Origin of the sequence: Myroides odoratimimus (genome assembly GCF_030326305.1) — a bacterium.
Lineage (GTDB): Bacteria > Bacteroidota > Bacteroidia > Flavobacteriales > Flavobacteriaceae > Flavobacterium > Flavobacterium odoratimimum_A.
Genome location: NZ_JACAKB010000002.1, coordinates 164,302 through 187,878, shown reverse-complemented (window position 1 = coordinate 187,878; position 23,577 = coordinate 164,302). Strand labels below are relative to the sequence as shown.

25 protein-coding genes and 1 other RNA gene are annotated in these 23,577 nt (G+C 32.5%); 9 read left to right on the top strand and 17 right to left on the bottom strand.

The window, feature by feature from the left end:
* The first annotated feature begins 75 nt into the window (after positions 1–75).
* Both HX049_RS02495 and HX049_RS02490 read left to right on the top strand, forming a co-directional pair.
* Positions 76–462 carry an START-like domain-containing protein gene (locus HX049_RS02495; protein ID WP_006257049.1) on the top strand — a complete coding sequence of 129 codons (387 nt, stop codon included), beginning with the start codon at positions 76–78 and terminating at the stop codon, positions 460–462.
* A gap of 55 nt (positions 463–517) precedes the next feature.
* Positions 518–1,360: an aminotransferase class IV gene (locus HX049_RS02490; RefSeq protein ID WP_286413766.1), complete on the top strand. Its 843-nt coding sequence runs from the start codon at positions 518–520 to the stop codon at positions 1,358–1,360.
* A gap of 18 nt (positions 1,361–1,378) precedes the next feature.
* On the opposite strand, the gene HX049_RS02485 is transcribed toward HX049_RS02490, so the two are convergent.
* The 5 genes from HX049_RS02485 to HX049_RS02465 all read right to left on the bottom strand — a co-directional run bounded on the left by HX049_RS02485 (position 1,379) and on the right by HX049_RS02465 (position 5,980).
* A complete protein-coding gene (locus tag HX049_RS02485; RefSeq protein WP_286413765.1) occupies positions 1,379–1,945 on the bottom strand; it encodes a YqgE/AlgH family protein in 567 nt (188 codons plus the stop codon).
* Positions 1,946–2,051: 106 nt separating this feature from the next.
* Positions 2,052–2,336, bottom strand: a complete 285-nt coding sequence (locus HX049_RS02480) for an HU family DNA-binding protein (RefSeq protein ID WP_006257046.1) — start codon at positions 2,334–2,336, stop codon at positions 2,052–2,054.
* Positions 2,337–2,502: 166 nt separating this feature from the next.
* Positions 2,503–3,447, bottom strand: a complete 945-nt coding sequence (gene fmt, locus HX049_RS02475; RefSeq protein ID WP_286413764.1) for a methionyl-tRNA formyltransferase — start codon at positions 3,445–3,447, stop codon at positions 2,503–2,505.
* The gene (locus HX049_RS02470; protein ID WP_286413761.1) at positions 3,444–5,336 is read right to left on the bottom strand and encodes a RecQ family ATP-dependent DNA helicase; all 1,893 of its coding nucleotides are present in this window, start codon (positions 5,334–5,336) and stop codon (positions 3,444–3,446) included. Before HX049_RS02470 ends, fmt begins: the two co-directional genes overlap by 4 nt.
* A 110-nt stretch (positions 5,337–5,446) precedes the next feature.
* Positions 5,447–5,980 carry an AAA family ATPase gene (locus HX049_RS02465; protein WP_006257043.1) on the bottom strand — a complete coding sequence of 178 codons (534 nt, stop codon included), beginning with the start codon at positions 5,978–5,980 and terminating at the stop codon, positions 5,447–5,449.
* 119 nt (positions 5,981–6,099) lie between these two features.
* Between HX049_RS02465 and HX049_RS02460 the strand changes: the two genes are divergently transcribed.
* The 3 genes from HX049_RS02460 to murA all read left to right on the top strand — a co-directional run bounded on the left by HX049_RS02460 (position 6,100) and on the right by murA (position 8,509).
* Positions 6,100–6,384: a DUF493 family protein gene (locus tag HX049_RS02460; RefSeq protein ID WP_006260705.1), complete on the top strand. Its 285-nt coding sequence runs from the start codon at positions 6,100–6,102 to the stop codon at positions 6,382–6,384.
* A gap of 95 nt (positions 6,385–6,479) precedes the next feature.
* Positions 6,480–7,196 (top strand): DUF4290 domain-containing protein, encoded by a 717-nt coding sequence (locus tag HX049_RS02455; protein ID WP_286413760.1) that lies wholly within the window; start codon positions 6,480–6,482, stop codon positions 7,194–7,196.
* The gene (gene murA / locus HX049_RS02450) at positions 7,196–8,509 is read left to right on the top strand and encodes a UDP-N-acetylglucosamine 1-carboxyvinyltransferase (RefSeq protein WP_286413758.1); all 1,314 of its coding nucleotides are present in this window, start codon (positions 7,196–7,198) and stop codon (positions 8,507–8,509) included. The genes HX049_RS02455 and murA overlap by 1 nt, the downstream gene beginning before the upstream one ends.
* 575 nt (positions 8,510–9,084) lie before the next feature.
* Here the strand turns inward: murA and HX049_RS02445 are convergent.
* Together HX049_RS02445 and aroQ are read right to left on the bottom strand one after the other, a co-directional pair.
* Positions 9,085–11,535 (bottom strand): DUF5686 family protein, encoded by a 2,451-nt coding sequence (locus HX049_RS02445; protein ID WP_286413756.1) that lies wholly within the window; start codon positions 11,533–11,535, stop codon positions 9,085–9,087.
* Positions 11,536–11,576: 41 nt separating this feature from the next.
* Positions 11,577–11,993 (bottom strand): type II 3-dehydroquinate dehydratase, encoded by a 417-nt coding sequence (gene aroQ, locus HX049_RS02440; protein ID WP_286413754.1) that lies wholly within the window; start codon positions 11,991–11,993, stop codon positions 11,577–11,579.
* A 416-nt stretch (positions 11,994–12,409) separates the two neighbouring features.
* On the opposite strand from aroQ, the gene HX049_RS02435 reads away from it, so the two are divergent.
* Positions 12,410–13,024, top strand: a complete 615-nt coding sequence (locus HX049_RS02435; RefSeq protein ID WP_286413753.1) for an outer membrane beta-barrel protein — start codon at positions 12,410–12,412, stop codon at positions 13,022–13,024.
* Positions 13,025–13,111: 87 nt separating this feature from the next.
* Positions 13,112–14,026, top strand: coding sequence for a site-specific tyrosine recombinase XerD (gene xerD, locus HX049_RS02430; RefSeq protein WP_286413751.1), 915 nt, complete (start codon positions 13,112–13,114; stop codon positions 14,024–14,026).
* 50 nt (positions 14,027–14,076) lie between these two features.
* On the opposite strand, the gene rny is transcribed toward xerD, so the two are convergent.
* The 4 genes from rny to HX049_RS02410 all read right to left on the bottom strand — a co-directional run bounded on the left by rny (position 14,077) and on the right by HX049_RS02410 (position 16,465).
* Complete coding sequence (rny, locus tag HX049_RS02425) at positions 14,077–15,639, bottom strand: ribonuclease Y (RefSeq protein WP_286413750.1); 1,563 nt, start codon at positions 15,637–15,639, stop codon at positions 14,077–14,079.
* 53 nt (positions 15,640–15,692) lie between these two features.
* Positions 15,693–15,800, bottom strand: a non-coding RNA gene (ssrS, locus tag HX049_RS02420) — 6S RNA.
* 58 nt (positions 15,801–15,858) lie between these two features.
* Entirely contained in the window at positions 15,859–16,167 is a 309-nt protein-coding gene (locus HX049_RS02415; protein WP_006257033.1) for a cell division protein ZapA, read from the bottom strand.
* A gap of 7 nt (positions 16,168–16,174) precedes the next feature.
* Positions 16,175–16,465 (bottom strand): hypothetical protein, encoded by a 291-nt coding sequence (locus tag HX049_RS02410; RefSeq protein ID WP_286413748.1) that lies wholly within the window; start codon positions 16,463–16,465, stop codon positions 16,175–16,177.
* Between the two features lie 112 nt (positions 16,466–16,577).
* Here HX049_RS02410 and HX049_RS02405 point away from each other — a divergent pair, with 112 nt between their 5' ends.
* Together HX049_RS02405 and HX049_RS02400 are read left to right on the top strand one after the other, a co-directional pair.
* Positions 16,578–18,344 (top strand): M23 family metallopeptidase, encoded by a 1,767-nt coding sequence (locus tag HX049_RS02405; RefSeq protein WP_353653709.1) that lies wholly within the window; start codon positions 16,578–16,580, stop codon positions 18,342–18,344.
* A gap of 105 nt (positions 18,345–18,449) precedes the next feature.
* Positions 18,450–19,208 carry a hypothetical protein gene (locus HX049_RS02400; RefSeq protein ID WP_286413745.1) on the top strand — a complete coding sequence of 253 codons (759 nt, stop codon included), beginning with the start codon at positions 18,450–18,452 and terminating at the stop codon, positions 19,206–19,208.
* A 33-nt stretch (positions 19,209–19,241) separates the two neighbouring features.
* Here HX049_RS02400 and HX049_RS02395 read toward each other — a convergent pair whose 3' ends face one another.
* The 6 genes from HX049_RS02395 to HX049_RS02370 all read right to left on the bottom strand — a co-directional run bounded on the left by HX049_RS02395 (position 19,242) and on the right by HX049_RS02370 (position 23,574).
* Entirely contained in the window at positions 19,242–19,658 is a 417-nt protein-coding gene (locus tag HX049_RS02395; protein WP_286413744.1) for an SRPBCC domain-containing protein, read from the bottom strand.
* Positions 19,659–19,744: 86 nt separating this feature from the next.
* On the bottom strand, positions 19,745–20,305 hold the full coding sequence (locus tag HX049_RS02390) for a histidine phosphatase family protein (protein WP_286413742.1): 561 nt from the start codon (positions 20,303–20,305) through the stop codon (positions 19,745–19,747).
* Positions 20,290–21,066 carry an adenosylcobinamide-GDP ribazoletransferase gene (locus HX049_RS02385; RefSeq protein ID WP_286413741.1) on the bottom strand — a complete coding sequence of 259 codons (777 nt, stop codon included), beginning with the start codon at positions 21,064–21,066 and terminating at the stop codon, positions 20,290–20,292. The genes HX049_RS02390 and HX049_RS02385 overlap by 16 nt, the downstream gene beginning before the upstream one ends.
* On the bottom strand, positions 21,063–22,067 hold the full coding sequence (gene cobT / locus HX049_RS02380) for a nicotinate-nucleotide--dimethylbenzimidazole phosphoribosyltransferase (protein WP_286413739.1): 1,005 nt from the start codon (positions 22,065–22,067) through the stop codon (positions 21,063–21,065). Before cobT ends, HX049_RS02385 begins: the two co-directional genes overlap by 4 nt.
* A gap of 128 nt (positions 22,068–22,195) precedes the next feature.
* Entirely contained in the window at positions 22,196–22,768 is a 573-nt protein-coding gene (locus HX049_RS02375; protein ID WP_286413737.1) for a Crp/Fnr family transcriptional regulator, read from the bottom strand.
* Positions 22,769–22,812: 44 nt separating this feature from the next.
* Positions 22,813–23,574 carry a DUF4369 domain-containing protein gene (locus HX049_RS02370; RefSeq protein ID WP_286413735.1) on the bottom strand — a complete coding sequence of 254 codons (762 nt, stop codon included), beginning with the start codon at positions 23,572–23,574 and terminating at the stop codon, positions 22,813–22,815.
* Positions 23,575–23,577 lie beyond the last annotated feature (3 nt).

Here is a 23,577-nt window from a genome sequence, read left to right as displayed (position 1 = left end):
AATGAGAAAAAAAATATTTTTTTATTTACAAAATATGATTATATTCGAAAAAATTATAAAATTTGAAAAAAGGCTATGAAAGAAAAATACGAACTAGAATTCTCAATTAATTCATCTCCGCAATTATTGTATCAGTATATTTCGGATCCCTCAGGGCTAAGCGAGTGGTTCGCTGATAATGTAAATTCACGTGGCGAAATATATTCTTTTATTTGGGGAGATTCTGAAGAGAAAGCTCGTGTTGTTACTCGTAAAGCAGATGAGAGAGTTAGATATAGATGGTTAGATGAAAATGATAAAGAGACAGATTATTTCTTTGAGTTAAAAATTAATAAAGATGAATTAACTAAAGATGTAACAATAATCGTTACTGACTTCGCAGAGCCAGATGAAATCAATGAATCAAAACAATTATGGGAAAATCAAATCATGGACTTAAAACAAGTATTAGGTTCTGCATAATTCCATAAAATATAACTTATATTTGCCGTTAATAGTAATCAGAAGAAAATAGAATATGATTAATGTTAACGGCAAAATTGTTTCTAATAGTAATGTGTCAGTAGAACACAATAGAGGTTTTTTATATGGAGATGCTGTTTTTGAAACAGTTAGGGTTTTAGATGGGAAGGTTTTATTCTTAGAAGACCACTACTTTAGATTAATGTCTTCTATGCGTATTCTGCGTATGGAAATTCCTATGGAGTTTACAATGGAGTATTTTCAGGAAGCAATACTTAAAACAATCAATAGCCTTGAATCAGTTACAAATGCATTTAGAGTGCGTTTTACAGTATATAGAGATGCTGAGGGCAAATACCTTCCTTTAACTCGAAAAATAGGCTATATTATTTCGGCTGAGGTTTTGAACAATGGAATATATAGTCTGAATACAAAGGATTATGAAATCGAATTGTATAAAGATTTCTATGTGACTTCACACTTATTATCAACTTTAAAAACAAACAATAGACTGATAAATGTAACAGGTAGTATCTTCGCTGAAGAGAATGGTTATCAAAACTGTTTATTGCTGAATGATGCTAAGAATATTGTAGAGGCATTAAATGGAAATATTTTTATCGTAAAAGATAATGTGGTGAAAACTCCTCCATTGTCTGATGGATGTGTGAAGGGGATTATGAGAAAACAGATCATAGAGTTATTACAAAAGAATACTGACTACAAATTTGAAGAAGCAGTAATCTCACCATTTGAATTACAAAAGGCTGATGAATTATTCATTACGAATGTCATTATGGGAGTTCAACCTGTGACAAAGTACCGTAAGAAAAATTATACTAATGTTTTAGCTGCTGATTTGATAAATAAGTTAAATGCAAAAATTAGACTGATGTAAGAATGTTATCTAACTATCCTAATTGAAGTTAGGGTTTTCAGGTGCATTTAGCCATAGAGAGTATTTGTTTCCCAATTTAGCTAATGAGCTTTTCCATAGCTCTGTAGGAGATTGGGAAAAAATATTCTTCGTATCTAGTTTATTAGAAGCTATCCAAAAGCTATCTTGAATCTCATTTTTTAATTGGTCACAGTCCCAACCCGAATAGCCTAAAAAAAAGCGAATATCATTCTTAGTAAGTATACCTAGGGATAGGATATTATTAAGCTCCTCAAAGTCTACTCCCCAATATAAATCATCTACGATATGAATGCTGTCAGGGATTAACTCTGGTTTAGTATGTATGTAAAATATTCTGTTTTTTTGAACCGGACCTCCATCGTAAATAGTGAATGAAGCCTCTATATTTGGTAAAAGATCTGATAAAGTTAGATCTAATGGTTTATTTAGTATAAAGCCAACAGAACCATCCTGACTGTGTTCTGTTAATAGAATAACGGATCTTGAGAAAATAAGATCTGCGTTATGAGCACTAGGTAGTGAGATTAATTGATCTCCTCTTTGTATAGAAAGTGAATGAATCATATGTGTAAACTATCAGATGGATTTCATCTTCTAATATAATAAAAAAACCTCACTAAAATTAGCGAGGCTTTATATTTTCGAAAAAGTGTTAATATTATTATTAATATTATTTTTTCTTCTTGTTTACAGCGTTTTCTAATTCAGAACCAGCTTTAAATTTCACTACATTTTTAGCAGCAATTTTGATTGTTTTCCCAGTTTGAGGGTTTCTTCCTTCTCTAGCAGCTCTTTCAGATACTGACCAAGATCCAAAACCAACTAAAGAAATTTTTCCACCTTTACCTAAAGTTGTTTCAACATTTGATAAGAATGATTCTAATGCTTTTTTAGCAGCCACTTTGCTGATTTCTGCATCTTTAGCAATTGCATCAATTAATTCAGTTTTGTTCATAATAATTTTTTTTAAAGGTTAACTTTATTAACGTCCTTATACAAATTTAGGGTAATTCTGTAATAAAGCAAGTCTTTTGCATAAAAAAAAATAAAAATTTGATAAATCAAAGTGATTTAAAAGCTAAAATAAACTATAAATTTGTTAAGTGTTGATTTATAGTTGTTTATAATGCTATTGCATCTTCACTAAAAGTCACTCCATTGAGTAATTCGTTGGCTTTCATGGGTTTTTTACCTGGAAATTGAAGTCTTAAAATATTGATAAAACCTTTCTCAACAGCAATTTTAAGCTCTTTTTTACTAGAAACTACTTTGCCAATAGGATGGTTGTGGCTATCTTCTTCATAATTAGCTTCATATATTTTAACTGACCATTCGTTGCTTTTATCTTTAAAAAAACACCATGCTGTAGGATATGGACTAAGGCCTCTAATAAGATTGTGTATTTGATGACCCGCTTGTGTGAAGTTAATTTTAGTATTGTCTTTATTTAATTTATAAGCAGTTTTGGTTTCTTCTTTTGGTTGTGTTACTGTGGTAACTTTGTCTAGCTTTATTAACTCTAATGTATCTAGTACTGTAGAAGCTCCTAAAATCATTAGCCTATCATGTAATTCACCTGCATTTTCATTTGTCCCAATATTTAGTTCCTTTTTAAGAATGATAGCTCCTGTATCTATTTTTTCGTCTATAAAGAATGTAGATACTCCAGTTGTTGTCTCTCCATTTATAATAGCCCAATTAATAGGGGCAGCTCCTCTATAATCAGGTAAAAGTGATGCGTGTAAGTTAAAGGTACCTAATTCTGGCATTCTCCATACTGCTTCTGGTAACATTCTAAAAGCAACTACTACATTAAGATTGGCATTAAAACTTTTTAATTCACTTAAAAACTCTTCATCTTTTAAGTTTGTCGGTTGTAGTATTGGAAGTTTTTTTTCTAAAGCATACTCTTTAACTGCAGAGTATTTTATCTTTTGACCTCGACCTGCAGGTCTATCAGGTGCAGTTATTACGGCTACCACATTATAATTATTTGTATATATAGCATCTAGAATTCCAACTGCGAAGTCTGGAGTTCCCATGAATACGATACGTAAGTCTTTCATATTACTAAATATTGATTTTCTAGGTTTATTTTAACTTTATTTTGTTCTTGTAATACTTGTAATGAGTATATAATGTCCTCTTTGTCGATGCCATGTTCTATTTCTAACTGTTGAATAGTACTAGGGCTATGTAATAGAATTTCGAATATATTGTCAATAATAGCACTATTAGTATTACATTTCTTTTTATTAGAAATACATGTAGAGCAAGTACCACAATCAGTTGCCTTATTTTCATCAAAATACTTTAGAAGTATTTTGTTTTTACAAATATCTTCATTTTCAATATAAAATAAGAGTGATTTATATTGATTTATCTTTTGTTCATTTTGTTGTTTTAAATAAGGGAATGTACGATATAGTGCTCTGTCTTCTTCCCAGGCCTCATTAAATATGACTGTGAGGTCATTTTCTTCAGGAATGTAGTTGCATAAGTTTTGATCATGACAATCCTTTAAACAGGCTATAATACTCTCTTGACTTTCGCCAGTATGTTGTTCTATTAGATGTAAATCTATGTCTTGTTCATATTCATGTATTCCTGTATAAGTACGTAATATAAAGTGAATAATATTTTCGTAACTCTCATTGTCATACGTTATATCCAATATTTTACTACTAGGAGCAGTAAAGAGTAATTTAGTCTTGTTTTTACTGTTTTCTAATAATCGAATAATACCTTGTCTATCTAAGAATTGTAGAGCGTTGTAAGCCTTTCTATGAGGAAAGTTATTATGATTACAGAATTTGTTGAAATTTAAACTGTAAGTACAATTATATCCCTCTCCATAAGCAATACTTAAAAAGTTATTGAGTTTTCGATATATGCGTTTAAGAAACTCTTTGTCAAAGAGATTTGTTTCAAACATCTCATTATTATACTTGATTTCTTGTGCTGTTACTAGCATGGTTGCAAATGCTTTATTACCGTCTCGTCCTGCTCGTCCTGCTTCTTGATAATAATTTTCTATGTTTTCGGGTATTTGTATATGGATTACATTTTTTACATTCTTTTTATCAATCCCCATTCCGAAAGCATTAGTAGCAACTATAATAGGTGTTTTTTCTTCTATCCAATCTTGCATTCTTTTCTTTTTTTCAATGATAGATAAACCACCGTGAAAAAAAGTAGTTTTATAGTTCATTTGATTTAATTGGTTGGAGAAGAAAAAAGCTTCTTTTCTATTGCGAACATAGATTATTGTTGGCGCAGGATTTTTTTGTAATATGCGCAGAACCATACTCAGTTGGTTTTCTACTTTATAAACACCGTAAATAAGGTTTTCTCGAAAAAAACTTTTCGTAAATAGCTTAGGAGAATTAAGTTTAAGATTTGTACAAATGTCTTCTACTACTTTTTTATTAGCTGATGCTGTTAGTGCAATAATAGGTACTTCTGCAAAAATATCGCGTAGTTTGCTTAATTCTAGATATGCCGGCCTAAAATCGTGTCCCCATTGAGATATACAGTGTGCTTCATCTATGGCGATAATATTGATTTTAAGCTTTTCTATTCGTTCAAGTATCCACGTCTGTTTTAATCGCTCAGGTGATATGTATAGAAATTTATAGTTTCCATACAAGCAATTGTCAAATATTGCATCTATCTCATGCATTGGCGTACCACCTATAATAGAAGTAGCCTTTATATTAAGTTTATTAAGATTGTTTACTTGGTCTTCTATTAGCGCTATCAGTGGAGAAACTACAAGGCATGTTCCTGGTAATAAAAGTGCAGGAATCTGAAAACAGATACTTTTTCCTCCTCCTGTAGGGAGCAATGCAAAAGTATCATTCTTTGCTAGGACAGAATCTATAATGTCTTTCTGAGGCTCTCGAAAACTGTCGTAATTCCAGTACTTTTGAAGAATTTCAATTGGTGTAGTCATGTTCTAGCAGGAATAAATGAAAATATGATAACGAATTTACAAAAAATGTTGTAAATAAAAGGGTTATAGTTTGAATACTATAACCCTTTTAACTAAAATATGATGATTTCTTAAATTCTGCTTAATATAAAATCAATTCTATTCTCAACTGTATCTCTTGGAACTTCGATTAGATCGTAGCCATAGTTCTTATATGTTGAGATAAGATGTTCGTGTATTTGGCTAGCTTGCTCAAAATTCTCATATCGTTGTTCATCACTTTGGTATATCGATTCCCAAGGAGGTAACAAAAAGATTTGGTGATAAAGATGTTGTTTACATGCTATATCAAAACTCTCAGGGTATTTATCTCCTGTGTAATGCATATAAGCTAGTACATCTGGAATTCCTCTGTCTATAAAAACAATATTCGCTGATTCTTTAACAGCATCTTTATGTTGTTCGATTCTTCCTTCTAAAAGTAATTGGCTGAATAATAGAGGTTCTGTTAAGAACAATTGATCAATACCTTTTTCTTGGGCTTTTTTGGTTACCGCACGAGATATTTCTGGATAGCAAACATATCCTTTGTTAGTAAGTTCGTTAATCAACGTAGTTTTACCAGATCCGGGCCCTCCAATGATTAAGATTATTTTTGTGTCCATTTTGCTGTAAATATCAAAGGTGCAAAAGTACAATAAAATGTGGTCTGCAAAAGAGTTTTAACTACATCTTTTGAAAATTATAGTGGTTAATTTGATTATATTTGCCTAATAAAAACGATATGGACGATAAGACAATAGAATTTTATAAAAGATTAAAAGAGCAATTAGAAGACGATAAAACGTGGCCAAGACCTTATCTTTATAAATTTATAGTGCCTGGTGAACCAGAGAAAATTGCGAGAGTAGAAGAGGCTTTTGACGGTTGTAATGCTGATATTCAAATTAAGAATTCAAGTACTGGAAAATTTGCAAGTGTTTCTGTAAAACTTACAGTGAAAAATGCACAAGAAATCATTGATAAGTATATTGCAGTTTCAACTATTGAAGGAATAGTTTCTTTATAATCCTTTTTTTACCTATTTTTAAATAAATTACTTTTCAAGTATTAGGTGATACGAGAACTAAGAAGTAATTATCCCAATATAACAGCATTGATAATATGAAATTTGATTCCAAAGAAGCAGTAACTCATTTAGATTACAATTCCTTAAGAAAACCATTGATAATACCTGAATATGGACGTCATCTACATAGTTTGATTGACCATATCTGTAAAATCGAAGATAGAGAAGAGCGAAATAATGGCGCTAGATATGCTATTAGTGTGATGGGAAGTATGAATCCGCACTTGCGTGACGTACCAGATTTTCAACATAAGTTATGGGATCAATTATTCATGATGTCTGAATTTAAATTAGATGTTGATAGTCCTTTCCCTATTGCAACACAAGAAACTATATTTACAAAACCTGAGAAATTAGCTTATCCTCAGAATCACCCTAAGTATAGATTTTATGGTAATAATATTACTTATATGATTAATAAGGCCATAGCATGGGAAGATGGCGAGATGAAGGATGCATTGATACTTGTGATTGCTAATCATATGAAGAAGAGTTATCTAAGTTGGAATAAAGAGACAGTAAAGGATGAAGTAATCTTTGAACATCTATGTGAATTGTCTAATGGAAAGATAAATTTATTTAAAAAAGAAGAAGAATTATCTACTACTGCTAATCTAATGCAGGTAAATAAAAAGCAATCTAATAAAACGAATCACTCAAATAACCAAAAGAGTAATTCTAACAACAACAATAACAATAACAACAATAAGAAATATAAAAGTAATAACTATCATTCAAAAGGTAAGAAGTAATGAGTACATTTAAGATTGAAGGAGGTTTTAAGCTAAAAGGAGAGGTATATGCTCAAGGTGCTAAAAATGAGGCATTACAGATTTTATGTGCTGTCTTGTTAACGCCAGAAAGAATTGTACTCTCTAATATACCGGATATCATTGATATAAATAAATTAATAGAGTTATTAGGCAAATTAGGAGTTAAGATTGAAAAGTTAGGTCCTAATAAAATGTCATTTCAAGCGGATGATTTAGATTTAGATTATCTTATCTCAGATGATTTTAAGACAGATGGCAAAGCCTTAAGAGGGTCTATTATGATGGTTGGTCCTTTATTAGCTCGTTTTGGAAAAGGATATATCCCAAAACCAGGAGGAGATAAGATAGGACGTAGAAGACTAGATACACATTTCGATGGATTCATAAAATTAGGTGCCACATTTAGATATAATAGAGAAGAATATTTCTATGGAGTAGAGGCGGAGAAGTTAGTAGGTACTGATATGTTGTTAGATGAAGCATCTGTAACAGGTACTGCTAATATATTGATGGCTTCTGTGTTAGCAGAAGGTGTTACTACTATCTATAATGCTGCCTGTGAACCATATATTCAGCAATTGTGTAAAATGCTGAATTCTATGGGGGCTAAGATTCAAGGTGTAGGGTCTAATTTATTAACTATCGAAGGAGTTACAGCATTAAAAGGTTGTGAACATACGATGCTACCTGACATGATAGAAATTGGGTCATGGATAGGATTAGCAGCAATGACACAAAGTGAAATTACAATTAAGAATGTAGGTTGGGAGCACTTAGGAGTGATACCAAATACATTTAGAAGACTAGGAATTACTTTAGAGAAGAGGGGAGATGATATTTATATTCCAGCTCACACGGATGGATATGAGATTCAAAACTTTATAGATGGTTCTATACTTACTATAGCAGATGCACCATGGCCAGGTCTAACACCAGACTTATTAAGTGTTATTTTGGTAGTTGCTACACAAGCTAGAGGAGAGGTATTAATCCACCAAAAGATGTTTGAAAGTAGATTGTTCTTTGTCGATAAACTAATTGATATGGGAGCTAAGATCATCTTATGTGATCCACATAGAGCTGTTATTATAGGACATGACTTTAAGTCGCAGTTAAAAGCAACGAAGATGTCTTCTCCAGATATTCGTGCTGGTATATCTTTATTGATAGCTGCTTTATCAGCTAAAGGAGTAAGCGAAATTCAAAATATAGAGCAAATAGATAGAGGATACGAAGCTATAGATGATAGATTACGTGCTTTAGGAGCTCATATAGAAAGAATAGAAGAATAGTACTAGAATATATTAAAAGGATTAAGTCAAGCTTAATCCTTTTTTTGTAAATAATGTCTGTAGATAGAGTTCTTTGTTGTATACCTAATTCTGATTAAAAAGACTTTATAAAAGTATTGTTTAAGTAATACCAATAGGTGTGAAATGATTAAAACGTAAACAGTAGTTAATATCTTAAATTAGTACAGGGGGTGTGATTTCAATATTTGGTATTAAGATATAAGCGTAAGGCTTGCACTTTATAGGGGTTTTCCTGCCTAGAAGGTGTTTTTGTCGAAGAAATGTGCGAGAAATGTGCGAGAAATGTGCGAGAAATGTGCGAGAAATGTGCTAGTATAACAGTATAAACTTCATTAACTACTAAATATACACTGAGAAGAATGCCGGTTCTTATATACTTATTTATGAATGTAGTTTTTGATATTTCAAGATTCAGGTTTTTGAAGTCGTGGTTATTCTATCTGTTGTGTAATTGTAGACAGCTAAGCACTCTTTTAAACTAAGCTTGTAAAGTAAGAGTCTATAATAAGAACGACTTCTATTCTTATTGAATATCAAATGATAATACAGCGTTATTACTTTTGGATTAAATCGAGTACTTTAATACCAAATACAAAACCAAAATTTTTATAAGGGCCATTCGAAACAGTTTTAAAGAAGTCTATTCTAAATGGTCTAAACTTTCCAAAACCAAAGTTGTTTAAGCCTATACTGTATTCTCCATACACATCTTTATCAGGAACATTCAGCATATGGTATCCCACTACTATAGAATATCGAGTTTTATTTAATAGAGGAATTTTATTCATTATATACCCTCTAAAGTCATGTTCTAAATGGAACTCAATATAAGATTTATTTGTACTGTACTCATAGTATGGTAGTAGATTAAACTGTTTGTTATAAACAGCGGTTGATCCTATAAAGGTTCTATTACCATTAAAGTGTTTATAGTCTGTGAAGGCTATGTCGTTTTGCTCTAAGTATTTTCCAGCTGCTAACCCTATGTATAAGTTCCCTATTTTACCGATATTATCATTGTATTGCGTTGCAAATGATACAAAGGTATAGTTGTAATTACTGGTTGTAGCATTCAATGTCTTATCTAAAGTAAGTGATATAATAGGATACTTAGAAGTAGGTAAGTATTGTTTGTAATCAGGATAAGTGATTATTTTTTGGTCAAAGATTATGTTTAATCCTAAGTTAAATTTAAAGATAGAATTATCTTTAAATGGTGCATTATCAAAATCTGTAGGATCTAAAGGGTTGTTAGATGTAAAGTCTTTTTGTGGAGCAAATGGTGGGCTGTTAAGACTATTGCTTAATGATTTTCTATGAGCATATTCTAATAACCCACTAAACTTAAATCTATTAAATGCATATTGTTCATACTTGATTTGAAGATAACTTTTTTGAAAGTATTTAGCATAGTTTTTACCAAAATAAGCACTTGCAAAAGAGTTAATAGGAGTTTTAATAGGATCATCTTGATTAAACTGTAAGATGGTACTACCACCAGAGATAGTGATAGTATTATAGTCTATTTGATTAAATATGTGAGATGCATATCCTGATACTCTATATTTATTTTCAGAGATACCATAGTTGACGATTGTACCTAGTTTAGTTTGAGAGTAGTCATCTTTTACTTTTACATAATCTAAGCCCGTGGTAACGTTAAATCCCTGAACAGCATTAAATGCAAAGGTAGAAAGTAATCCACGATAGGTAATAGCTGAGTTTTTATAAGAATTTAAATGTTGATATCCTTTGACTAGCTTAAAAAGAGTGAAGTTATTAGTTCTATTATCTATTGAATCTAATGTAGCTTTAGTGGCTTCCTGAATTTTTATTTCTTGTTCATTGAAAGTTGCCATCTCTTTTTTAGATAATGGATATGGTCTGTTCTTTTCCCAATAACTTTCTGGCTGATGTAAAAAGTTATTTGAATATTGGATTAATTCATTACTGAATTGCGATTTATTAATAGAGTTGTCTGTTTGGTAATTTGTATAATGTGCTTTAAATGAACCAACATAGTCAAAGACCAAGAACTTTCCTTTTAAATATAAGTTCTGGCTCTCTTTAAGGTATAGATTTAATGCAGCGTTGTGTTTATATTGTTGAGTGATTACTACTTGTTTCACATTCTTTAATCCTACATTTTCTCCATTCATAGCGGCATAGAGTTCTGTAATTTGCCATTTATCGCTAGTGATTTTTATTTTACCTTCCATGATAGGTTCTCTATCTCTTTTTGGAGTAAAGCTTATCGTATATATATCATTTCCTAAAGAATCTGTCTCTTTTTTCAGTAATTTAAAATAGTAATATGTTTTAGCATAGGACATCAAAGGAGAGATTACATTGATCTGATTAGAAACGATTTTATCGTATAAATTAATATCACTATCTGTTGCTGTTAAGAAGAAAAGATCTTTTGCCTTACCTATTTCATTAAAGGCAATAACCCTTTCTTTGCCATAATCTTCATTGAGTACAGTTTGTTGAGAAGATAATTCTCCTAGATAGATATAGTTATTTACATCTGTTATATCTAGTGAGGGGTCTAAATCTTTTCGTTTTTGACCTAAGAACGTTTCCCTTCCAGATGCAAGCTGTAAATTTCCCTTAGAATAATAGTCAAGAGTGTACTTCTTTAAGTTGTTAGTTTTCTTATGTGTACTAGCTAGATCCATAATGAAAACAGCGTATTCATCTTGAGGGTTGTCATAAAAAATATCTGTTTGTTTTAATGGTGTTAGTACTAATTGTAACTTATCATAAGTACTTTTGTTAGGAGAGTACTCTGTTCTTTTGATTGTGTAATCTTCCTTTTGGGCATAGATATATTGCCCTGAGGTTATTTGTATTTGAAATTCTCCATTTTTATTAGTGATAGTTTGCTTGTCTGTTCTTTTTATAAATACTAAAGCATTCTCTATAGGATTACCCTCTAAGTCTACGACTTTTCCATATACAGTTGTGTCTTGTGCGTAACTACTATATATAGATAGGAGCACAAAGCATATAAAAGTAATATACTTAAACAAAGAATGTTTCATTATAACTGAAAAGAAGCAATAGCTAGGTCATAACTTTTTAGTCCGAAACCTAATATTACTCCATGTGATACTGGTGATATATAAGAATGTTTTCTAAAATCTTCTCTCTTATGTGTATTAGAGATATGTACTTCGATAACAGGTGTTGTTATACCAGAGATGGCATCAGCTATAGCGATAGAGGTATGTGTATACGCTCCTGCATTTAAGATAATAGCATCGTAGCTAAAGCCAACTTCATGTATCTTATTAATAAGCTCTCCTTCTATATTAGATTGATAATATTCTAGCTCTATTTCAGGGTAATTAGCTTTAAGAACTTGAAAGTAATCTTCAAAAGAAGTGTTACCATATACTTCAGGTTCTCTTTTCCCTAAAAGATTCAGATTAGGTCCATTTATAATTAATATTTTCATGAAGGTCATTTTACTTCTGACAAATATATTATTTAATACTTAATCAGTCGCTTAAAAAATGATTTATACTTCTTACTATATGTTATATAGTGTTTTTATAAATAGTTTCTTACGACTTTAAGAATACTGTTTTTTGTTTTTATATGTATTTTATATTGTTATTTATGTTAAAAAACATTTTATAAATGCTAATTATGGTGTAGAATAAGATAATAAATGTTTTTTTGTGTTTAAAAATATGTTTTTTAACTATTTTTTATGAATTTATTTTAATTTACTATTATCTTGTTTATTAGTGTTTTAGTGTTGTTTTATTGTTTTTTGTGTTATGTAATTGTTATTTTAATATTAAAAATTACATCGCTCTTGGTGATAGTCGCTACATTTGAATTGTTAATTAAAAATAGCTTAAAAACATGAAAAAACTAGTACTTTCATTAGTTGCAGTTGCAGCTTTCGGGTTCACTGCTAACGCACAAGAAACAGAAAAACCAACTTTCGGATTCCAAGAAACTAACGTATTTGTTGAAGGAAATTTTGGATTCAATTCTAAGAATGATAAAAATGACGATACAAAAAGTAACGTATTCAATTTCAATCCTAAAGTAGGATATATGTTATCTGACAAATTTGCTGTAGGAGCATCTTTTGAAGTAGGTTCTGATAACAAAAAGAAAGATGGAACTAAAGTTGATAAAAATAATAACTTCTACGGAGGTGTATTTGGTCGTTATTATTTCTTAGAATTAGGACAACGTTTCAAAACTTATGCTGAAGTTGGTGTTGGATACAACCAAATTAAAGAAGGTATGGATGGAGTAAAAACTAAAGGAATGAGAGCAGGTTTAAATCTTGGATTAAACTATTTCGTTACTGAAAGTATCGCAATCAGCTTTAACTTAGGTGATGTGATTTCTTATTCTTCAGCTAAAGCTGATGGTGGAAAATCAGTTAACGAGTTTAATACTGACTTAAATGTATTCAATAACTTCTTTGATACAGCTACATTCGGTTTAACTTACAAATTCTAATTAGAATAAAATCTTATTTGAATATAGAGAGCCTCTTTTTAGAGGCTCTTTTTTTGTTTGTATATTTGAGATATAAAAGAATGTATTATGGCTTCTGGGTATTGGGAAGGATTTATTAAGATGTTTACGACTTATTTAAAGTTAGAGAGAGGGCTCTCACTTAATTCGATAGAGAGTTACGAGTTAGATATTCGTAAGTTTATCGGGTATATAGAAGGGTATGATGAGCAAGTCTTATTAGAGACTATAGATGTTAGTGTGGTACAGGAGTTTTTGTATAGTATTGCTGATATAGTTGCTCCTACTACACAAGCACGTATAATATCAGGATTAAAGAACTTTTTTAACTACTTTATCTTAGAAGGGTATCTAAAGGTTTCTCCCGTAGAGTTGATAGAAACTCCTAAGACAGGACGTAAATTACCAGATGTGTTAAGTGTAGAAGAAATAGACATGCTTATAGGGTCAATTGATCAATCTACTCCAGAAGGCTTTAGAAATAAAGTGATGTTAGAAGTCTTGTACAGTTGTGGTTTGCGTGTAAGTGAATTAGTAGGGCTTCGGCTATCAGATCTCTTTTTTGAAGAAGGATTTATTAGAGTTATAGGTAAGGGGAGTAAGCATCGCTTTGTACCTATTGATCATAATAGTATGGAGCTAATCGTATTGTATAATGATTCTATACGGTCTCATCAGGTAGTCAAGAAAGATAGTTCTGATATCTTGTTTTTAAATAGAAGGGGAGGACAGTTAACTCGTGCTATGATATTTACTATTATTAAGCGTTTAGCTGTGGAAGTAGGTTTAGAAAAGAATATTAGTCCACATACCTTTAGACACTCCTTTGCTACACATTTATTAGAGAATGGAGCAGATATAAGAGCCATTCAACTAATGTTAGGGCATGAGTCTATTACCACAACAGAGATTTATACACATATTAGTACAGAGCGTTTGAGGTCAGTATTAGAAGAGTTTCATCCACGTGCTGGTAAGATGTAAAAAAAGAGCTATTCAAACGAATAGCTCTTTTTTGTGACTTGTAGTCTTTATTATTTAGCAATATTGATTGCTCTAGTTTCTCTAATTACTGTAATCTTCACTTGACCTGGATAAGTCATTTCTGTTTGGATTTTTTGAGAGATATCGAAAGAAAGAGTAGCAGCCATTTCATCAGTTACTTTTTCGCTTTCTACGATAACACGCAATTCACGTCCTGCTTGAATAGCATAAGCATTTTTAACTCCTCCGAATTCATTAGCTATACTTTCTAAATCTTTAAGACGTTGAATGTATGAATCTAATACTTGACGTCTAGCACCTGGTCTAGCACCTGAGATAGCATCACATACTTGTATAATCGGAGCGATTAATGTAGTCATTTCTATCTCATCGTGGTGAGCACCTATTGCATTACATACTTCAGGCTTCTCTCCATATTTTTCTGCCCACTGCATACCTAAGATAGCGTGAGGTAATTCGCTTTCTGTTTCAGGAACTTTACCGATATCGTGAAGTAATCCAGCACGTTTAGCTAGCTTAACATTTAGACCTAGTTCTGCAGCCATCAATCCACATAATTTAGCTACTTCACGAGAGTGTTGTAGTAAATTTTGTCCGTAAGAAGAACGGTATTTCATTCTACCTACTATTTTGATTAGTTCAGGGTGTAGACCATGAATACCTAAATCAATAACAGTTCTCTTACCTATTTCGATAATTTCTTCATCGATTTGTTTAGTTGTTTTAGCCACTACTTCTTCGATACGAGCAGGGTGGATACGACCATCTGTTACTAATCTATGTAGAGATAGACGAGCAATCTCTCTTCTAACAGGGTCAAAGCAAGATAGAATAATAGCCTCAGGAGTATCATCTACGATGATTTCTACTCCAGTAGCAGCTTCTATAGCTCTAATGTTTCTACCTTCTCTACCGATGATTCTACCTTTTACATCATCAGACTCAATATTGAATACAGATACACAGTTTTCTACAGCTTCTTCTGTTCCTATGCGTTGAATAGTATTGATAATAATCTTTTTAGCCTCTTGCTGAGCAGTAAGCTTCGCCTCTTCGATAGTTTCTTGTATAGAAGCCATAGCATTTGCTTTTGCTTCATTTTTAAGGCTTTCTACGATTTGAGCTTTTGCTTCCTCAGCTGTAAGACCAGAGATGATTTCTAACTGTTCTACTTGAGAACGGTGAAGTCTATCTACCTCTTCTTGTTTCTTTTCGATGATTTCAAGCTTATTGTTGTATTCAGCAACCTTTTTTTCACTTTCATCATTTGCTTTCTTCGCTTTAGCTAATTCACTTGAAATTTGAGACTCTTTATCTCTAGTTCTTTTCTCAGCCTCTGCCATCTTCTTATCACGAGCTAAGATTACTTGTTCATGTTCAGATTTTAACTCTATAAACTTCTCTTTAGCCTGTAATATTTTTTCTTTTTTTATTGCCTCTCCATCAATTTTTGCATCACGCAATATCGTTTTGGCCTCGTTTTGAGCATTAGACAATATTGAGGAAGCATGGTTTTTTTCAAGGTACTTCGCCACCATGAAGCCTATTGCAGCACCAAGTATTATTCCCCCAACGATCATTAGTATTTCCATAAATGTTTCTATAAATTATATATAAAAAAAGCCCACATTAGTTTGAGTCGCGTAAACTCTCTTATTAACAAGTTTTGAGTTAGCTTGCTTTTCAAGGATCTGCGCAAGGCAGCATGCTTTAGTTGCAAAGATTCACCCATTTTAATTTGTTTGTGTTGAGTTTATCAAACAGTACTAATGTGAGCAGTATTTTTAGTATCTTATGTTAAGAACGAATTGTTATATTTTTTTAGAAAGCACACGATCTAAAGCTTCATCCAATCTGATTAAACGTTCTACAGCTTTGTTATAACTATCTGTAGTGTCAATTGTCTTTTGTTCATTTTGTGATGCGAACTGTAACGCACACATCGCTAGAACATCTTGCTTATCTCTTACAGCATAGTTTTCCTCAAATTGATGTATCATTAAATCTATCTTCTTCGATGCCGATCGCAGTCCTTCCTCTTGCGAATATGCTACCGTTAGTGGATACACTCTATCAGCTATAGATAGTTTTATTTTTAATTGTTCATCTTTTTGACTCATATTTCTCCTATTTTGTGAGATGAGCTATACACTGATCTATTTCTTTAATCAATGAATTTATCTTGAGTTTCGTATCTCTTCTATTTTCTTCACTGCCCAATAGTGAATTTGCTAATTGTATTGACTCATATTTTTTATAAATAGAGTCTAATTGCTCTTCATTTTTATGAATCTCTTTTTGAGCTTGCTCCAAACTAGTTTTTAACTGTTTGTTCTCTGCCTCCAAGACACTTAGCCTTTGCATAAGTTTAGCAAACTTTACCTCTAAAGAATTAATAATATCAGTTAGCTCGCTCATTATACTTGTTATTCACTATCCTTTCAACAAAGTTACAATTAGTATTTAAATTTAAAAAAGTTTTCTGTAAAAAAAAAGGTTATTTATCTTTTTCTTTAAACAGCTTTTAGCTATGTGTTTCATTTTTAGAGATAATACTATTTTTTATGGGGTTATTATGTATTTTAGCAGAAATGTTTTAAAAATTATGAAAGTTAGAATACTACCTAGTCTTTTTTTAAGTGTATTAGAAACTTTTGCTTATGCACAAAATACCGAAACCTTCGATAGTCCTTTAAATATTAACATACACGCCTCTGGTAATTTCGGAGAATTAAGAGGAACCCATTTCCATACAGGTCTTGATATAAAGACACAGCAGAGAATTGGTTTACCAGTTTATGCTCCAGCAGATGGATATGTATCTCGTATAAAAGTATCGACTTGGGGATATGGTAAGGCTTTGTATATTGATCATCCTAATGGACAGACTACTGTATATGGACATTTAGATTCTTATGCTGGAGATATTGCTACTCTTGTATTGAATAGACATTATTCAGAGAAGAGTTTTGAGATAGAGATTTTTCCTCGTAAGAATGAAGTATTAGTGAAGAAGGGACAAATCATTGCATATACTGGAAATACAGGCGGATCTGGAGGTCCTCACCTTCACTATGAGATTCGCGATACAAAGACACAGAATATCATTAATCCATTAAAAGAAGGAATGGATAAGTTGCTAACAGATACTCAAGCCCCTACTGTTAACGGACTTTATGTATACCCTGTTGGCGATGGAGCTATGGCTAATGATAGTGAGACTCCACAGCAGTTATCTTATGTGACACAGAATGATGGTAGTTTTTTGACCTCTCCAGTAAAGGCTAGGGGAGACATTAGTTTTGGAATAGATATTCATGATACTGCGAATTTTAATACCAATAAGAATGGCGTATACATGGTTGAGACTTTTGTAAATGGCAAGGCTTTATTCTCTTATAAGTTTGATACTTTTTCTTTCTCTGAGACTGGATATGTCAATGCTCTAATAGACTATGAACGCTATGTGTCAACAAAGAAAAAAGTGCAAAAACTGTTCTATGAGAAACCTTATAATCTATCTGTTTTAAAAGTAGATCCTAATAAAGGAATTGTCACTGTTAAGAATGGACAGAATTATAATTATAGTATTGTGTTGTCAGATTATCACGGGAATAAGAAAACGATCAATATTCCTGTAGAATATACAGATGCGACTGCTAAAGTGAAGAAGTCAGTAGCAAAAGGAGAATACAAGATAGTTACTGATAGAGATTACATTTTTGAGAAGAAGAACGTAACAGTGAGTTTTCCTATTAAGACATTTTACAATGACTTTTTGATGGATATGTCTGTAGAAGATGGTGTTTTAAAATTGCATAAACCTGTTGTTCCTCTAGCTAAGAATATTCTTGTGTCATTTGACACGTCTTCTATGAATATCTCTAATCGAGACAAAGCATTTATTGCTAGAGTAGATGGAGGTAGAAGAGATTATTTTAAAACTACTAAAAAAGGTAATTTGTGGTCAATCTACACCAAGAGCTTTGGAGATTATAAAATCTTAGTGGATGAAAAAGCGCCTGTTATAGAAAAACCTAGTTTCACAGAAGGACAATGGTTAACTAAAGAGTCTCAGATATCTTTCTTGATTAAAGATGATTTATCGGGCATTAATACAATTACTGGCTTTATCAATGGCAATTGGATATTGTTAGATTATGATTACAAGACACGTAAGATTGTACACAAGTTTAGTGATGGCAAAGTAGTGACTGGTCGAAACGATGTAGTTATAAAGGTAAAGGACAATGTAGGAAATGAAGGAGTCTTTGAATCACATTTCTTTAGAGGATAGACAAATCTCATATTATTAACTATAAAGCTTTGTTGAAAAAATGCTGAGTTAGTGTTGTGTACAGAAATACTAATTATGTATCTTTGAAGTATTAAATTTTCTATTATGAAAGTAAGAATAACCCTGTTTTTAAGCGTACTATTTTTAGTAACAGCTTGTAAACAAGAAGGCGAAAAACCAAAAGTTATTTATAAAGAAGACGGTACCTCTGCTGCTACAACTGAAGTGGTGAAAGAAAGAGACCGTTCAGAAGATATTCGCATAGCTGACCTTCCTATTATGATGGGAAAATCAGATCACCTGATCCATCCTATAGGAGAGATTAGAGTATATAGCTATTCTTCTAAAAGTGGTATGAGTAAAGTAAACCAAACTTCTTATACTGTATCTAACTATGCGCCTTTTGAACTAACAGGGTATCTAGAGAACCTTATGTTCCAACATAAAGATTCTTTACAAATTAGACCATTAACAGATAAGAAAGTGCAGATACAGAATGTATCTTACCTTAATACGATAGCAGAGAAGACTAAGAAGAATATATTAGTGTACAGTCTATTCGATGCAGATACGAATAGAGATGGCAAGGTAGACTCTAATGATATCAAGACATTGTATATTAGTAAGGGAGATGGTACACACTTTAAGAAGTTAAGTGCTGATCTACACGAGTTGTTAGATTGGACAGTTATTGATAGTCAGAATAGATTGTATTTTAGAACAATAGAAGATATCAATAAAAATGGTGCTTTTGACAAAGATGATAATGTAAACTACTACTATATTGACCTGTTAAGTAAAGATTGGGAAGTGATCAGTTATGACCCACTTCATATCAATGCAGAAATAGAAGTAGATAAATAAAAACAAAACTCGTGAATTGCTTCACGAGTTTTTTTATGCCTTCTCAGCTCTGTTTTTTAAAGCGATATTCATAGCTTCAAAGCCTTGTCTAGTTTTAGTTTGTAGTTTCTTTTTGAATAGGGGAACTAATATTCCACTGAATACCTCTCTGTGTATAAATAAGCAATGTTGCTCATCTAGCTGTTGTATTTCGAATTGATGATGTCCATCGAATATCCCTTTTATCCCTAATTTTCCCTTCCAACTAAAGAGTCGTTCTTTTTGATTAGTTAGAACTATAGGTTTAAACTTCATCTCAGGTAGGTTAATATTGATTTGTTTCCCTATTATTGGTTCACCTGTGATGGATAGTATAAAAGGATTCCATTCAGGATATTCAGAGAAGTTCATTAATACTTGCCATATTGCATCCTTAGTAGCTTTAATCGTGATACTCGTTTCTATTGTCATAAGATTGTAAATTAGATAGACAAAGGTTGTATATCTCCATTTATCACCTCTTGACATTTATCAAGAAAAGTAATCAGACAAGGGAGCTAAGCTTTCTGTAGAATAAAGTCATCCTGAGGAGTGGTTCCTAGATTAAAGTGAAAGACCTCATTATAATCTACAGGCACTTTAAAGGTGTTGTTGATTGGAGTTTGTAATAGGTAGTTCCACATACATCTTATCGGTCCTGCGTGAGTGACTAATAATACTTTTTTATACTCAGCTTTGCGCAGGTCATCTAAGAAAGAAGATACCCTGTCTTGTACTATAGACAAGCTCTCTCCATAAGGAGGACAAGTTTGTGCGAGCTTATCCATCCAGTTTTGTAATTCATCTTTTGGTATTTCGTCCCATTTTTTCATTTCCCATTGTCCGAAATTCATTTCTAAGAGTCTGTCATCCGTAGAGTACCACTGAGAGAAGTAATCCGCTATAAAAGTACACCTCTTTAGAGGACTAGAGATAACAGTGTCGATATCATTTGGGATTCTATCCTTGAAGGTAGTTATATCATCAGGATAGTTATTTAATAGATTGACATCAGTCTGCCCATAACAGTGGCCTGGGGGAACGTCTACTTTCGTATGACGGATTACAAAAATTTCCATAGTGTTAGTGTTGTTAAGTAAAATAAGACTTCACATACCTGCTGTATTGTGCCAAGACAGTCGCCAGTATATCCGCCTATGTGTTTTTTGAAGTACATAGTTAGATACATTTTTCCGATGTAGCTAACAAAAAAAGCTATAATAAATAACCAGTTATCAAATAGTATGTAAGGGACGATCGCTAGCATCAGAGAAAACAGTAAGGATGAATAAGACAGCTTTTGATTAGCCATTGGCTTAGACTTACTGTCATCTGTATCTCTTACATATCGATGAGTATATATGGCTGTAGCAGCGTGAAATCTACTCGTGATATGTCCATTTAGCATCACTACGAGTAAAAATGAAGTAGATAACTCGGCAATATTATGCAAGGCAAGAAACTTCAACAGGAGTAATAGAACGATACCTATGACACCATAAGCTCCTATACGACTATCTTTCATGATCGTCATAATCTTTTCCTTGCCATATCCACCGCCAAAAGAATCACAGACATCTGTAAATCCATCTTCATGAAAAGCCCCAGTCAGTAATACTGTGCTCACCATAGAGAGCACGATAGCTATATCTGCAGAGAATAAATAGGAGGTAGCCCAATAGACGAGTACTGCCATACCACCTACAAGATAACCTATCAGGGGGAAATATTTCTGAGACTTATTCATGATCTCATGGCTATAAGGAACTTTAAAAGGAATAGGTATTCTCGTAAAGAACATGATAGCCGTCAGAAAGTAAGTGAGTTCTTTTCGGATCATTTGTTAGAAACATTTGCAGATTCGAAACTAGCCATTTCGTTTAAGAATGCTACAGCGCTCTGTATTAGTGGATATGCTAGAGCACATCCAGTACCTTCTCCTAGACGTAAGTTCATATCTAGAATTGCCTGTTCATTAAAAGAGCGAATCAATAAGTGATGACCTATCTCATCAGATTTATGACAGAAGATTGCGTTATCAGTTATTTTTGGCTCTAAGTTAGCCGCGCATAAGAATGCACTTGATGCGATAAAGCCGTCTACTAATATGATCATATTATGTCTGTATGCCTCTAGCATAGCAGCACACATCTGAGCGATCTCGTATCCTCCATATTGTTCTAGAGCATCTTTTGCATTCGCAGGTTTTGGATGAGTATTGATAATATTGGTAAGGATTTCTTTTTTTCTTTTTAATCCTTCATCATCTAGACCAGTTCCTCTCCCTACACATTTATCTATAGGTAGATCTAATAGAGAACTCATCAGTAAAGAAGCAGAAGAAGTATTTCCTATTCCCATTTCTCCAAATCCTATAATATTTGTCCCCGTAGTAGCGATATCTCTCACTATTTGCTCTCCAGAAGCGAAGCAGAAGGCTAGTTCATCCTTAGTTATAGCAGGGCCAGAGATCATATTATGAGTGCCATGACCTGCTTTAGCTTGTATTAAGTCAGGATGAGAGGCAAAGTCTTTACTCACACCAGCGTCTACTACTTTTAGATTGATATTGTGTTGCCTACAGAATACATTAATAGCCGCACCATGATTAAGAAAGTTAAGTACCATCTGATAAGTGACTTCAGTAGGATAAGCACTCACACCTTCTTTTGCTAGTCCATGATCAGCCGCGAAGACGATGATAGTAGGAGTTACTAGATTAGGTGTCAGAGTCTGTTGTACCTTTCCTATTTTGTAAGCTATCTTCTCTAATAGACCTAATGCTTGTAGAGGTTTTGTTTTTAAATCTATCTTACTTTTTAATTGTTGTTCAAGATTCATTTTACATTGTGTTTTTTGGTTTACACAAATATAAAATAAAAGAATGAGGACTAATCTCTATATCTAAGAAGCTCATTTATATAGAGTCACTATAATTAGAGAATGAAGGTGGTGTGTATGAGAAGTAATTAGAGTGCTTTCGTTTGTTTTTTTCTTATTCTACTCAGTGTTTCAGGTGTCATACCTAGCATGGATGCAATATACTGATGAGGTACTTCATTAAATAAATACCCTAGTTGATCCATAAAGTGGAGATAGCGCTGTTCTGCTGTTAAAGAGATAAATTGAAATATTCTATTTTCCATCTGTGTGAAACAGTGACCGATGAAGCCTCTCTCTTTTTCTGCCCAATTAGGGATCTGCTTTGCTAATGTCTTGTATTCTGTAGAGGTAATCTGTAATGCTGTGACAGGCGTAAGAGCTTCTATTGTCCATCTAATAGGTGTGCCAAATAGCCAATTAGACAAGTCAGTCATAAAGTAGCCCGCTCCACTTATCCACTGTGTGACCTCTTTATCATCTACTAGAGCATAGATACGGATATACCCTTCTGTGATATAGTACAGAGGAGCACTCTTCTGAAGTGGAGTAATAATAGTCTCTCCTCTATTGAATTGTATAGAAGAGAATAGTCCTTCTACTATAGAAGCTTCTTCTGTAGAGAGCTGTAATGACTGCTGTAATTGAATAGCTAATGACATAGATATAAATATATAAAAAAAAACGCCTATAAGGCGTTTTTTGATTATTCTTGAACTTCAGTAGTTGTATTCTGAGTAGTTGTCACTTGTGCTTCTGCTTCTTTTCTCTCTTTGATATACTCATTCAGTTGCTTTCCGTATTTGCGAGCAGTTACTTCAGGAGATAGAGAGTTATAGATCGTATCTAATAACTTAGTATGAGCATTGTACAAATCTGTCAATGCGATATAAGGACTCGCATCAGAGTCTTTATGATTAATAGCAAAGTTTACAGCATTAAGATACTTTCTGATAGTAAGCTTCTTAGATAGATTAGTAAGGCTATCTTTTTTAGCAGTGTTTTGTTCTTTTTCAGCATTAAAGATGTCTACTAATAAACCATTCTGTTTATCGATGATTAAAGAACGAGTCTTTAGATATTCATCATACACCTCTTGAGATTTAGAACCTGTCACCTTAGCATCACTATAAAAATTCTTTAGAGTCGTGTTGATTGTCATCTTTCCAGGCTCAGCGAAGAACATAATCTGGTTGTCCTGAGAGTTAGAATGACCGCGGTCTAAGGTTAAAAAGAATACTTCAGGAGAATCAATATTTAAGTCAAACTTAAAGTTAGCGTCTCCTTTTACATTTAATGAATCTATTGCTTTAAATACAGTATCTTGAATCTGAAATAGGTATAATTTACCTTGTTTAAATCCATCTACTTTACCTGTAACAGTAAGGTTACCTTTAGTTTCTTCTTTATTACAAGACACGAATAACGCCCCAGTAGCAAGTAAAAGAGCACAAACAATTTTTTTCATAAT